Below are 12,936 nucleotides of genomic sequence, written 5' to 3' on the forward strand. Positions count from 1 at the left end.
GAGACACAGAAGGCCGAGCATGCGATTTCGCGATAGCATTTTTAGTAGGCTGCTTGAACCGATCAATCGGCGGCAGTTTCAGACGGCTGTGGATCGTCTGGACGGGGATGCCTACGACAAGTCGTTCAAGAGCTGGGATCACCTGGTAGCGCTGATCTATGCGCAGTTGAGCGGGAACAACAGCCTGCGCGCCGTGGTGACCGGCTTCAACGCCAATCCTCAGCATCACTATCATCTGGGCACCGGCAGGTTGTCCCGCTCGACGCTGTCGGATGCCAATACCCGCCGCCCGTCCAGCATTTTTGCGCAAACCTTTGCACGATTGTCGGCGATGGCAAGCCGGCAGTTGCGGGGCGAAGGCAAGGAGATGGTGCGCCTGATCGACGCCAGTCCGATCCCGCTTGGCAAAGTTTGCACCTGGGCGGTGTGGAACGGCCGCATCCGCGGCATGAAGCTGCACGTGGTCTACGATCCCAAGGGCGATATCCCGAAGTGCGTCGAGGTGACGGCTGCCAACGTCAACGATATCGAGATCGGTCGCCAGACTCCGATCCAGGCCGGCACAACCTACGTGTTCGACAAGGGATATTGCCGTTTCGACTGGTGGCAGAAGATCAATGATAGCAAGGCTTTCTTCGTGACCCGGCCGAAGACGAGCATCCGGCTACGCGCGGTCAGGCATCGCACCATCCGCAACAGCAAGGGGGACGGCTTCAGGATCATCGTCGACGACGAGGTGAAGCTCACCAGTAAGGGCGACTCGCGTTTGCCGATACCGCTGCGGCGCATCAAGGTCAGGCGGGAGAACGGCGGCGTGATCACGCTTCTCACCAACGATACGACCCGAACGGCCGTCGAGATCGCCGCCCTCTACAAGAGCCGGTGGCAGATCGAACTGCTGTTCCGCTGGATCAAGCAGCACCTCGACATCCGCAAGTTCCTCGGCACCAACGACAATGCAATCCGCCTGCAAGTGCTTGCTGCGATGATTGCCTACCTACTGTTGCGCATTGCCGCGCGGACCAACTGCATCAAAATGCTGCCGCTCAGGCTCGCCGAACTCGTCAGCCAGTTCCTGTTCACCCGGCGAGCCTTCGCCAGCATCGACAAGCCTCCGCCAATCAACCCTAGCCGCCGCAAATGCAGAACGCCCCTCAACCAGATGGAACTCTGCTATGGTTGAATTTCCCCGGACAGCCCTGCCTGAAAGGGGGAAGGTCGGGATGGGGGGCAGCCACAGGCGACGCTGTATCTGCCGAGAGAGCGGATCCCCACCCGCTTTGCTCTAGCAGGCTGTTGAAGAAATGTCGGAACGACGTGCGATGAATGGGATGTCGTCGCCGTTGACGAGGCAGATTTCACCTTCGAGCGATCCGTTATCCTGCAGTTCGGCCCAGCCATCACCGCCGGCTGGCTCCATTTCGTCGTTTCCTTCCCAACTGAACTGGACGGCATCGCTGTCGCAAGGAGCCGTGGATGGAGCCCGTGAGGCAATCGAAGGCGAATTCGCCGCCGATCTCGTGCGTGGCCCGGGGTCTCGACGACGCGCCATCGACCCCGGATGCTCATGCCGGCGCCGTCAGAAGCTTGGGCAGGCGAATGAGGTTATAAGCTGCCAGCGCAAGTGTGAAGGCGGCGTCCACACGCGCACGGCCGCGCAGCTTGATTTTGGCGAGACCGGCGGAACTCTTGATCCAGCCGAATACTTCTTCGATGCGTTTGCGGCAGCGCTGGCTGATGTCATAGCCGGCGTGACGCGTGGTGCGGGCGTCGACCGCCGTCTTGCGTGGCTTGCCAGTCTTGCTCAGATGTCCGTCGATCGCGATATGCGGAGTGACTGACCGCTCTCTCAGGTCGCACACGAACTGGGTGACATCGTAGGCTTTGTCCGCTCCGAGAGTAATCCGTTTCGCGGATCCACGCCCGTCGATCATAGCGAGCGCGGCCTCCCGTTCGGCTGTGCCAGTCGCTTGGCTCACCCCGCCTAAAATCGCCAAACCGTTGCGATTCTCCATCAACGCATGGCCCATGTAGCAGAGCTTGGCCGGCTGGCCGTCGCCCTTCCTGTAGAGCCGGGCCTCGGGATCGGTCGTACTCTCATGGGTCTCGTTGGATCGCTTCTCTTTGTGGAAGCTACGCTCGGCATTGCGTCCCGGACCGTCATGGTCCTTGTCGCTGCCGCCCTTCAGCCGGAAGCTTTTGATCGAAGCCCAGGCTTCAATCAGCGTGCCGTCCACTGAGAAGTGATCGCTTGACAGCAAACGCTTCACCTTCGGCTGCGCCAAAAGCGCGTTTAAGAACTTGGCCGCAATCTCGCCTTCAAGCAGCCGATCCCGGTTCTTCGAGAAGGTTGAATGGTCCCAAACCGCATCGTCGACCCCAAGTCCGACAAACCAGCGGAACAGAAGATCGAACTCCATTCGTTCCATCAGATGCCGCTCCGAGCGAACCCCATAGAACGCCTGCAGCAGCATCGCCCGAAGCAACTTCTCTGGCGCAATCGAGGGCCGGCCGAAGTCCGTATAGAGCTTGCCGAACTCGCCTGACAGATCGCTCAGCGCAGCATTCGCCAGCTCCCTGATCACCCGTAGCGGGTGGTCGGCGCGAACCCGAGCCTCCAGGTCAATATAACTGAATAGCGCGCCAGACCGCTCGTCGCTTCCTCGCATCGCAATCCCCCGCCACGCCCAGATCCTAGGGAATCACGATCTAAACCGCTTCGCCAGCGACTTCTTCAACAGCCTGCTAGTCCTACTGCGTCACAAACGATGATCTGTCTAGTGGTCGAACTTGATCGCACAACAAGGACATCTCGACAGCGTTCGGACGAGCCCATGTTCGAGGCGCCGTCGCATCGTCGCGATCGAATTTGGAATGTGACGTTGGGTCCGCAGCGGCAAATCCGCGGGGTCTGTAATCTGCGGGAATGCGATCGAGCAGGATCGGCCGGGCGTGCCGAGTGCCTGAGGGGGGAATCGTCTCCCGCTCGGAGATCAGGAATCCGTAGGCTGCGATGCACATTGTTGCGTGATGATGAAAGCCGCGCCAGCCGCGTCCCTCGAAGTGGCCGAGCCCGACCTCCTGCTTGAGTTCCTGATAGTCGCGTTCGATGCGCCAGCGCAATTTAGCCGTCTCAACGAGAGTCCGGAATGCCACATCCTCCGGCAATGTCGAGAGCCAGTATTTGGTAGGCTGGTCCTCGCCTTTTGGCCATTCGATCAGCAACCATTCCTCCAATCGCCGGGTGGTTTGCCAATAATCACGATGCGCGGCACGGACCCGCACGCGGGCAAAGCGCGAGGTCAGCTTTTCGTTCGTTCCTTGCCGCCACGTGATGGTGCGCCAAGCTTTGGCCGGCAGGCCGATCGCGAGCGCCTTGACGGCGGCCGGCTGATGCTGACGGTTGCGGCGCATCAGTTTCGGTGGACGGCCGCGGCCCGACCATGGCTTCGGCGGCAAGGGACCGGTACCGGGCGCCCATACCGTTGTGCTCGACAGAAGACCCGCCACATAGGTCAATCCCAGCGCCGTGATCTCCGTGCGCAGGTCGCTGTTATTGCCATAGCCCGCGTCCATCAGTACGACACCGCGTGGAAGGCCGCTCGCGCAGGCCCACCGCAACTGCTCCAGCGCGATCTCCGGCTTGGTCCGGAAGCCAACTTCGGCAGGAATGCCCACCTTGCGCCGCCGATCGCAGTCCTCAGTCCATTCCTTCGGAAGATAAAGGCGATAAGCGACAGGCAGGCTGGCGTGGTGGTTGGCAATCGACAGTGACACCGCCACCTGACAATTATCCTGCTTGCCGAGCTGCCCGCAATATTGCCGTGCAACTCCAACTGAATGTCGGCCCTGCTTGGGAAATCCGGTATCGTCGATGATCCAGGCTTCGATGGGGCCCTGGCGTTCAATCGCCGGCAGGACCATCTCACGTACCTTGCCCAGCACCTTCTCATCCGACCAGGCGCCGCTGCCGACGAAATGCAGCAGCGATTGATGCTGGGCGGCCGTCCGTTCCGGAGCTGTCACCGCCGCCATCGACTCCACGCTCTTGCGACCGCCACAGGCCATCAGGCCGACGCAATAGTCGCGCAGCGGCGCCTTCCGATCAGCATGACCGATGACACTGGCAAGCCCTTCCAAATACGTCGCAAATCGCTTCTCGCTCGTCTTGGTGCCACGCCCGCTCATGTCGGCCTCTCGACTGATGGTCCGTGCTTCATCCATCGCTGATTCTGGCCGGCGGTTTTGTGACTCAGTCAGACTAGAGCATTTTCGGTTCTGATTGGATCAGAACCAAAGCTCTAGATTCTTGTTTTGACGCGTTTTCTTCACGCGAACCGGTGTCCACTTCGCTCGAAAACGCTCCAACGAGCAAAGCGACCTCCCCTTTTCAAGGGGAGGTCGAAGCGCTTCCATGACCTCGTGACTTCACCGCGCCATCTGCTGCGGATCGTAGAAGAAGCGCTCCTCGGCCAGTTCCTCGCCGCGCCAGGTCTGCCAGGCGACCTCTTCCATGCTGCGGACCTTGCCGTCCTTGGCCGTGAACTCGAACCGCCAGCAGATCGCCGAATGATCGCCGTCGACGAGCAGCGGACCGAGCCGCGTGGTCTTCACGCCGGCAACCGCGGCCAGCACCGCCGCCTCGCGCGCCGCCAGCGCCTCGCGACCGACGCGCCATTCGCCGTCATTCTCCTGGGTGCGGGCGTCGGTTGAATAGAAATTCCTGATCGCGCCAACATGGTCGTTGGACTCGACCGTGTCAGCGAAGGCTTGCAGTGTCTTGAGTGAGGGCATCACGGCATCTCCAATTTACCGACCAATGGTCGGTATTTATCGACTGGGAGTCGGTAAGTCAACTGGCGCCGATACGGAACCTGCGCTAGACAGGCGCCATGGCAACCCAGGCCGAGCGGCGCGAAAAGACCAGAGCCGCCATCATCAAGGCGGCGCGGCGCATTTTTGGCGAGCGCGGCTTTGCGGCTGCGACGATGGACGACATCGCCACTGGAGCGCGCGTCGCCAAGGGCGCGGTCTATCATCACTTCGCGACCAAGGAGGCGGTGTTCGAGGCGGTGTTCGAGCAGGTCTCGCTCGACCTCGTCTCCGATCTCGACCGCATCTCGCGCGCCGAGAACGACCCGCTCGCGGCGATGGCCGCGGGGACGCAGGGTTATTTCGCGGCGTGCTCGAAAGGCCCGACGGGCCAGATCATTTTGCGCGACGGCCCGGCCGTGCTCGGCTGGGAGCGCTGGCGCGAGATCGACGCCAAGCACTTCGGCGGCAAATTTCCGCGCGCGCTGGCTGCCGCAATGGACGCCGGCGTGATCGCCAAACAGCCGATCGAGCCGTTGGCGCGGCTGTTGCTCGGCGCGGTGACGGAGGCCGCGGTTGCGGTGTCAGCGGGGCCGGACATCGGCAAGACCGGCACGGATTACGCGCGCGCGTTTCGCTCGCTGCTCGATGCGCTCAGGGTGAAGTAGGCCAACGTCTCTCCCCCTCGTCGTCCCGGCGAAGGCCGGGACCCATAACCACAGTATCGCGTTGTTGACGCGAGCTGCGGCCCCAGCGTGGCACAACAGTTGACGGTCGTGGTTATGGGTCCCGGGTCAAGCCCGGGACGACACTGAATTTGTGTCTACCGCTCGCGACCTCAGTCCTTGTCGTTCTCGAGCTGGAAAATCTGCGAGCCTTCGCCGCTCGAGAGCAGGCCGGTCTTGTTGTAGAGGCCGAGCTTGGCGCGGGTGTCGGCGATGTCGAGGTTGCGCATCGTCAGCTGGCCGATGCGGTCGGCCGGCGTGAAGGCGGCGTCCTCGACCTTCTCCATGCTGAGCCGCTCCGGCGCATAGGTCAGGTTCGGGCTCTCGGTGTTGAGGATCGAGTAGTCGTTGCCGCGGCGCAGCTCGAGCGTCACCTCGCCGGTGACGGCGCGCGCCACCCAGCGCTGCGCGGTCTCGCGCAGCATCAAGGCCTGCGAATCGAACCAGCGGCCCTGATACAGCAGGCGGCCGAGCCGCATGCCGCTGATGCGGTACTGCTCGATCGTATCCTCGTTGTGAATGCCGGTGACCAGCCGCTCGTAGGCGATGTGCAGCAGCGCCATGCCGGGCGCCTCGTAGATGCCGCGGCTCTTGGCCTCGATGATCCGGTTCTCGATCTGATCGCTCATGCCGAGGCCATGGCGGCCGCCGATCACATTGGCCTCGAGGAACAGCGCGACCGGATCGGCGAACGTCTTGCCGTTCAGCGCGACCGGCTGGCCCTCCTCGACGCGCACCACGACCTTCTCAGGCTTGACGTCGCAGTCGGCACGCCAGAACGGCACGCCCATGATCGGATTGACGATGGTGATACCGCTCGAAAGACTTTCGAGATCCTTGGCTTCATGCGTGGCGCCGAGCAGATTGCTGTCGGTCGAATAGGCCTTCTCCGCGCTCATCTTGTAGGCAAAGCCCTGCGCGGTCATGAAGGCCGACATCTCGGCGCGGCCGCCGAGCTCGTCGATGAACTGCTGGTCGAGCCAGGGCTTGTAGATCCGCAACGACGGATTGGTCAGCAGGCCGTAGCGGTAGAAGCGCTCGATGTCGTTGCCCTTGAAGGTCGAGCCGTCGCCCCAGATGTTGACGCCGTCCTCCTGCATCGCCGCGACCAGCATGGTCCCGGTCACCGCGCGGCCGAGCGGGGTGGTGTTGAAATAGGTGGTGCCGCCGGTCGAGATGTGGAACGCGCCGGACTGGATCGCCGCGATGCCCTCATGCACCAGCTGGGTGCGGCAATCGACCAGGCGGGCCTTCTCGGCGCCGAAATCCATCGCCTTGCGCGGGATCGCGTCGTAATCGGCCTCGTCGGGCTGGCCGAGATTGGCGGTGTAGGCGAAGACCTTGGCGCCCTTCAGCTTCATCCAGAGCAGCGCCGCTGACGTGTCGAGCCCGCCCGAGAACGCGATGCCGACTTTCTCGCCGGTGGGCAGGCTTTTCAGAATCGTGCTCATGGAATGGTCCAATCGGTCGAAAATGGGTGGTGTTTGGCAGGCCGAATATCAAATTTCGGAAGGCGGGGCACGCCTTTAATCAGGCCTCACGTTCGCTGGGCTCTGCCTTGCCCCGGCGCCAGCGCTGCATCCACCGATAGCCTGGCATCGCAAGCCGGGTCAGCGCCGCATCGACCGCCTCGTCGGTCAACCGGGTCGAGGCCCAGCGGTAGATCAGGGCATAGAACAGCCAGACCACCAGAAAGGACACCAGGCCCGCGATCGCGACGTCGGTGAAAAAGTGCCCGCCAAAGGCCATTCGCAAGCCACTGGTGACGATGCCGAACACGGTGGCGCCGGCAAAGGCCAGCGGCCGCCAGGCGGGCGGCGTCAGCGCCGCCGGGGCATAGGTCCAGAACGCGGTGGCGCCCTCGCCGGAGAAGAACGAGCAGTTGCGCGGGCAGCCGCCGCGCGGGTCCCACCACGGCACGAATGGCAGGTCGCCGCCGAACTGCGTCACGAACACCGGCCGGGGCCGGCCCCAATAGTTCTTGAAGGTGAGATTGGTGAGGACGCCGGCCGAGAGCAGCATCGTGGTGAGCAGGAACACCGCGGCGCGGCCCGACATCAACATCGGCCGCTCCGGGCGGATGAATTTCCAGACGATGGTCACGATCGCCGGCAGCACCAGCGCCCAGGCGATCCACATCGCCGCATCGCGCGCAAACGACGCCACCGCGTCGAGCTTCAGCGGAAAGGTGTTTTGCGCAGCATCGTAGAACAGCGCGGCGAGCTTCAGGTCGAGTTCGGGATAGGCCCCGAACAGGATGCCGATGATGAGCGCCAGCGCCAGCGCGATGACAAGTCCGGTCCGGTTCATGGCGCGCGGTTTAGCCGAGGCAGATGAGGCGGCGCAATCATTTCAAGTAGGCCCGAAGGGCATTCGCCGCCTCGTCAAACAGGAGATCAACGCCATCATTCTCGTTGTAGTCAAACTGCCGCGGAGTATTGAGGGCTGCAGCACCATTCTTCGACTGCGTCTGAAAGACGTTCAGTACTAACCGATCCAGAAGTTCCCGGGTCGCTCTTGGCAAGGTTGAGTCAATAGCCGGCAATTGAGCGAGGATATCTTGCTCAAGCTCGGGAAGGGACAGTTTGCCCAGCTGCGCGTTTACCACGCTTCCCAAGATTGCAGACGCCGCTCTCTGATTCGAATCCATGTTGGTATGAGCTCTCCCGACGAGGGTCACGGCTGCCGCGATTGCGACGGCAATGGCGGAGGCGGCGGCAGCGAGCGCGGCGGCTCGCGCCAGGCGCCGGCGCTGCGGCCGGCAATCAGCCAGTAGACCAGGCCGGCGACAATGCCGGCGCCGGTCATGATCTCCATGTGCCGGCGCACGACGCCTTGGAATTGCATCATATCAGGATCGAACGGAACCAGGCCGAGATAGCAGGCCGCGCCGACAATGGCGCCGCCGACGGCGTAGGCCAGCACGCTCCTGATGTAGAAGGCCTCGGTGAGCAACACCACGATCAGCGCGGGCAGCAGCGCAAAGCCGGAGATGAAGATGAAGCCGAAACCGAGCACGATGTTGACAGCGCTCTGGTCGATCTGGCCGCCGAAATCGCTGATCTCGGGATACAGCACCGCAACGACCACGATGATCCCCGCCACGAAGCAGGCCATCAGGAAACCGAAGGCAACGACGAACAGGCGGCCGATCAAGGCCATCTGATTAATCCGTCATCGCCATCGCGCGCAGCGCCTGGCGTTCGCGGGCCGAGAGCTTTTCGGTCTCCGACTTGAGCTGGCCGCAGGCAGCGAGGATGTCGCGGCCGCGCGGCGTGCGCACCGGCGAGGAATAGCCGGCGTTGAAGATGTATTCGGAGAATTTTTCGATCTGCTCCCAGTCCGAGCACTCGTAGGCGGTGCCCGGCCACGGGTTGAACGGGATCAGGTTGATCTTGGCCGGAATGCCCTTGAGCAGCTTCACCAAGAGCTTGGCGTCATCGAGCGAATCGTTGACGCCCTTGAGCATCACATATTCGAAGGTGATGCGCCGCGCATTGGACGCGCCGGGATAGTCGCGGCAGGCCTGCAGCAATTCCTTGATCGGATATTTGCGGTTCAGCGGCACCAGCTCGTTGCGCAGCTCGTCGCGCACCGCGTGCAGCGAGATCGCGAGCATCACGCCGATCTCGTCGCCGGTGCGCTTGATGTTCGGCACCACGCCCGAGGTCGACAGCGTGATGCGGCGGCGGGAAATGCCGATGCCCTCATTGTCGCCGACGATCAAAAGCGCATCGCGCACCGCGTCGAAATTGTAGAGCGGCTCGCCCATCCCCATCATCACGATGTTGGTGACGCGCCGCGTGCCGTCTTCGCGGTCGGCCCAATCATTCAACCGGTCGCGCGCCACCATCACCTGGCCGACGATCTCGCCGGCGGTGAGGTTGCGCACCAGCCGCTGCGTGCCGGTGTGGCAGAACGAGCAGTTCAGCGTGCAGCCGACCTGCGAGGAAACGCACAGCGTGCCGCGATCGGTTTCGGGAATGTAGACGCACTCGACCTCGTGCGGCCGCTCGAGCTTGTCGCCGCTCGGCAGCCGCAGCAGCCATTTGCGGGTTCCGTCGTTGGAGATCTGCTCGGCGACCACCTCGGGACGGTCGACGGTAAAATGCTTCTCGAGCTCGGCACGCATGTCCTTCGAGACGTTGGTCATCTCGGCAAAGCTTTTGGCGCCGCGGAAATACATCCAGTTCCAGAGCTGCTGGGTGCGCATCTTGCGCTGCGACGGCGAAACCCCGATCTCGCCGAGGCGATCGGCAATCTCGGCGCGCGACAGCCCGATCAGCGACGGCTTCGCCGGCGGCACATAGGTCTCGAGCGGAACCTTTTCGAGCGGCGCATTGGCGCCGGGCACAGCATTGGTGGACTGGATGTCGGTCATGAAACCTCAAATAGGCCTTCCAGCCGGTGCTGGAAAGCCACCAAATACCTCGAATTTGCCTTTCTGAGCCGGTCTTAGCGCCGGCAATCCTGCCCCAGCCGGTCAAGCGCCTGCGCCAGGCCCTTCAGTGCGAAGGTATCGATCGTCTCGGTACCCTTCGCCGAGACGGCTTTTACCGTCACCTCGGCCGATTTGCGCATGGCTTCCACCATCCGCTCCTCCTCGGCCGCATTCTTGATCCAGAGGCCGTCGCCCTGCGTGTACATCGCATAAGTCCCGCCGCCGACCTGGAGCGTCGATTCGGAGCCCGGCTTCACGGTGTAGCCGATCATGACCGAGACTTCGTTGACGACCTTCTCGGCCGGACGGGTCGAGATGAAGGCATAGGCTGGATCGCGCGGCCGGTTCGGCGGGTTGGTCTTCGACGACGACGGCTTGGCGAGCGCAAAGCACACCTTCTTGCCGTTCGGCGACGCCGTGTAGGCGCCCCAGGTGCCGAACTGGCCGATCAACGTCGGCTCGGCACCACCGGCCGCAGCCGCGGCGGGCGACGGCGCCGGCTTGGCTGCGTCCTTGGCCGTATCCTTGGCCGCATCCTTTTTGGGCGCTGCCCGCGCCGGCGCAAGCGAAATGATCCCGCACACCAGGCTACAGGCAACCAATGATGTCAGTATTTGCCGCACGGCCAACTGGTTCCCTCATCATTGTGACTGGAAGATGGCCCGGCGATTCCCCTCCGCCGGCTCGGATGGATAACCGGGAAACGCCTGTTTGGGAAGGCAGTTACGCCTGCACGCGCGCGCTGGCCGCAAGCCGCATCGCGCGTCCATCCTTTTCTTAGCGCTTGCTCGGTGCTTGTCGTCGATCGTCAGCCCTTGGCGCGCGCCGCGCGCTGCTTCTCCCACTGCGCGTCGGTCCATTGCAGCAGGTCCTCGGCACCGGAACTGCGCAGGTGCGCGCCGCCGTCCTGCACCACCATCTCGCCATTGATGTAGCCGGCCTGGTCGGAGATCAGGAAGCTCGCGAGATTAGCCAGTTCGGAATGCTCGCCGGCGCGGCCGAGCGGATTGCGATGCGCCCAGCTCTCGCCGCGCCCTTCGGGACGCAATTGCCCGGTCGCGCCAGCCGTCGGAAACGCGCCGGGCGCGATCGCGACGGTGCGAATGCCCTTCGGTCCCCATTCCACCGCAAGGCTCCTGGTCATCGCCAGCACCGCGGTCTTGGCCATCGAGGACGGCACGGTGAAGGCGCGGCCGGTGATGGTCGAGGTCGAGAGGATCGAGAGCACCACGCCCTTGTGCCGGCCTTCGATCCAGCGGCGGCCGGCGGCGAGCGTGCAATACAGCGTGCCATGCAATGTCGGACCGAGGATCGCGTCCGCCGCACGGAATGACAAATGTTCGCTCTGCGCAATAAAGGTTGCGGCAGCATTGTTGACGAGAACGTCGATCGGCGCGTCCTGCCACACCTGATCCATCGTCGCTTCCACCGCAGCGCCGTCGCGGATATCGCAGCGCGCGGTGGAGACCTTCGCACCGAGCTCACTGCGGAATCTGGCTGCGGTTTCCTCCAGCAGGCCCTCGCGGCGTCCGCAGATGATCAATTCGGCACCGAGTTCGGCAAAGCGGCGGCCCATCGCCGCGCCCAGGCCGGAGCCGCCGCCGGTGATCAGAATGCGCTTTTTCGCTAGCAGGCTTTTTTCAAACATAGTTTGATCCCTCCGCTTTGTATTGTCGCTCCGCCGCAAATCCGGCATGAAGCTTTCAGGTCTTTTTGCGTCCGAAACTCAGGTGTGTCCATGAAAGCCATCCTCTGCTCGCAATACTGTCAACCCGACGATCTCGTGCTGGCTGACGTGCCCGATCCGGTTGCCGGTCCGGGCGAAGCCGTGATCGCGATCAAGGCGGCGGCGCTGAACTTCTTCGACATCCTGATGATCCAGGGCAAGTACCAGATCAAGCCGCCGTTCCCGTTCTCGCCGGCCGCCGAAGTTGCCGGCGTGATCGAGAGCATCGGTGCCGGCGTCACTGATCTCAAGGTCGGCGACCGCGTCGTCGCGTCGTGCGGCCACAATGGCGCGCGCGACAAGATCGCGCTGCCGGCGAATTCGATCGTGAAGATTCCCGACAGTCTCGATTACGATCGCGCCGCCGGCATCATCATCATCTACGGCACCGCACTGCATGCGCTGGAAGATCGCGCGAGCCCGAAGCCGGGCGAGACGCTCGCGGTGCTCGGCGCCGCCGGCGGCACCGGACTTGCCGCGTGCGAGCTCGGCAAGCTGATGGGCCTCAAAGTCATTGCCTGCGCGTCGTCGGACGAGAAGCTTGCATTCGCCAAGCAACACGGCGCCGAGCTGACGCTGAACTACGCCAAGGAAGATCTTAAAGAGGGCCTGCGCAAGCTGACGGGCGGCAAGGGCGCAGACATCGTGTTCGATCCGGTCGGCGGCGCCTATGCCGAGGCCGCGCTGCGCTCGACCGCGTGGGAAGGCCGCTTCCTGGTGATCGGCTTTGCCGCCGGCGACATTCCGAAGATCCCGCTCAACCTCGCGCTGCTGAAGGGCTGCGACATCCGCGGTGTGTTCTGGGGCGCCTGGGCGCGGCAGAATCCGGAGAAGAATCGCAAGAACCTCGAGAAGCTCGTGCAGTGGACCGCGGAAGGCAAGATTTCCTCGCATGTCGACCGCACCTTCCCGCTGTCGCAGACCGCAGAAGCCCTGAAGGTGCTCGCCGGCCGCAAGGCGATGGGCAAGGTGATCCTGCATCCGGGAAGTTGAGGGCCGACGACCGCGCGCTCCTAATCATCACCGTCATGCTGAGGAGCGCGCATCACGCGCGTCTCGAAGCACGACGGCCCCGGACCGGGCCGTGCATCCTTCGAGGCTCGCAAGCGCTCGCACCTCAGGATGACGGATCGAGAGCAGTAGCCCAGATGCTCCTACCTCCCCTTGAAAAGGGGAGGTCGCTTTGTTCGTCAGAGCAAAGCGGGTGGGGATCTGCTCTCTCCGCGTGCAGC

14 protein-coding genes are annotated in these 12,936 nt (G+C 63.3%); 3 read left to right on the forward strand and 11 right to left on the reverse strand.

The annotated features are described in order from the left end of the window. The first annotated feature begins 19 nt into the window (after window positions 1-19). Window positions 20-1,183: an IS4 family transposase gene (locus HAP54_RS13095; protein WP_166298459.1), complete on the forward strand. Its 1,164-nt coding sequence runs from the start codon at window positions 20-22 to the stop codon at window positions 1,181-1,183. 102 nt (window positions 1,184-1,285) lie between these two features. On the opposite strand, the gene HAP54_RS13100 is transcribed toward HAP54_RS13095, so the two are convergent. The 4 genes from HAP54_RS13100 to HAP54_RS13115 all read right to left on the reverse strand — a co-directional run bounded on the left by HAP54_RS13100 (window position 1,286) and on the right by HAP54_RS13115 (window position 4,794). Continuing rightward, complete coding sequence (locus HAP54_RS13100) at window positions 1,286-1,420, reverse strand: hypothetical protein (protein ID WP_283843061.1); 135 nt, start codon at window positions 1,418-1,420, stop codon at window positions 1,286-1,288. A 145-nt stretch (window positions 1,421-1,565) separates the two neighbouring features. Beyond that, window positions 1,566-2,669 (reverse strand): IS5 family transposase, encoded by a 1,104-nt coding sequence (locus HAP54_RS13105; RefSeq protein ID WP_166300471.1) that lies wholly within the window; start codon window positions 2,667-2,669, stop codon window positions 1,566-1,568. Window positions 2,670-2,751: 82 nt separating this feature from the next. After that, entirely contained in the window at window positions 2,752-4,188 is a 1,437-nt protein-coding gene (locus HAP54_RS13110; protein ID WP_166306603.1) for an IS701 family transposase, read from the reverse strand. A gap of 240 nt (window positions 4,189-4,428) precedes the next feature. After that, the gene (locus HAP54_RS13115; protein ID WP_166300472.1) at window positions 4,429-4,794 is read right to left on the reverse strand and encodes a nuclear transport factor 2 family protein; all 366 of its coding nucleotides are present in this window, start codon (window positions 4,792-4,794) and stop codon (window positions 4,429-4,431) included. A gap of 98 nt (window positions 4,795-4,892) precedes the next feature. Here HAP54_RS13115 and HAP54_RS13120 point away from each other — a divergent pair, with 98 nt between their 5' ends. Continuing rightward, window positions 4,893-5,480 (forward strand): TetR/AcrR family transcriptional regulator, encoded by a 588-nt coding sequence (locus HAP54_RS13120; RefSeq protein WP_166300474.1) that lies wholly within the window; start codon window positions 4,893-4,895, stop codon window positions 5,478-5,480. Between the two features lie 170 nt (window positions 5,481-5,650). On the opposite strand, the gene argG is transcribed toward HAP54_RS13120, so the two are convergent. The 7 genes from argG to HAP54_RS13155 all read right to left on the reverse strand — a co-directional run bounded on the left by argG (window position 5,651) and on the right by HAP54_RS13155 (window position 11,626). Next, window positions 5,651-6,988 (reverse strand): argininosuccinate synthase, encoded by a 1,338-nt coding sequence (argG, locus tag HAP54_RS13125; protein ID WP_166300475.1) that lies wholly within the window; start codon window positions 6,986-6,988, stop codon window positions 5,651-5,653. A 79-nt stretch (window positions 6,989-7,067) separates the two neighbouring features. Further along, on the reverse strand, window positions 7,068-7,847 hold the full coding sequence (locus HAP54_RS13130; RefSeq protein ID WP_166300477.1) for a phosphatase PAP2 family protein: 780 nt from the start codon (window positions 7,845-7,847) through the stop codon (window positions 7,068-7,070). Between the two features lie 37 nt (window positions 7,848-7,884). Further along, window positions 7,885-8,187 carry a hypothetical protein gene (locus HAP54_RS13135; RefSeq protein WP_166300478.1) on the reverse strand — a complete coding sequence of 101 codons (303 nt, stop codon included), beginning with the start codon at window positions 8,185-8,187 and terminating at the stop codon, window positions 7,885-7,887. 26 nt (window positions 8,188-8,213) lie between these two features. After that, window positions 8,214-8,699 carry a hypothetical protein gene (locus tag HAP54_RS13140; protein WP_166300480.1) on the reverse strand — a complete coding sequence of 162 codons (486 nt, stop codon included), beginning with the start codon at window positions 8,697-8,699 and terminating at the stop codon, window positions 8,214-8,216. 4 nt (window positions 8,700-8,703) lie between these two features. Beyond that, window positions 8,704-9,918, reverse strand: a complete 1,215-nt coding sequence (gene rlmN / locus HAP54_RS13145) for a 23S rRNA (adenine(2503)-C(2))-methyltransferase RlmN (RefSeq protein ID WP_166300482.1) — start codon at window positions 9,916-9,918, stop codon at window positions 8,704-8,706. A 74-nt stretch (window positions 9,919-9,992) separates the two neighbouring features. Further along, a complete protein-coding gene (locus tag HAP54_RS13150; RefSeq protein ID WP_249817813.1) occupies window positions 9,993-10,565 on the reverse strand; it encodes an invasion associated locus B family protein in 573 nt (190 codons plus the stop codon). A gap of 221 nt (window positions 10,566-10,786) precedes the next feature. Continuing rightward, window positions 10,787-11,626 (reverse strand): SDR family oxidoreductase, encoded by an 840-nt coding sequence (locus tag HAP54_RS13155; protein WP_166300486.1) that lies wholly within the window; start codon window positions 11,624-11,626, stop codon window positions 10,787-10,789. A gap of 90 nt (window positions 11,627-11,716) precedes the next feature. Here HAP54_RS13155 and HAP54_RS13160 point away from each other — a divergent pair, with 90 nt between their 5' ends. Then, entirely contained in the window at window positions 11,717-12,697 is a 981-nt protein-coding gene (locus HAP54_RS13160) for an NADPH:quinone oxidoreductase family protein (RefSeq protein WP_166300488.1), read from the forward strand. The last annotated feature ends 239 nt before the right edge of the window (window positions 12,698-12,936 follow it).

Source organism: Bradyrhizobium sp. 2S1 (genome assembly GCF_011516625.5).
In the GTDB taxonomy this organism is placed as follows: Bacteria; Pseudomonadota; Alphaproteobacteria; order Rhizobiales; family Xanthobacteraceae; genus Bradyrhizobium; species Bradyrhizobium septentrionale.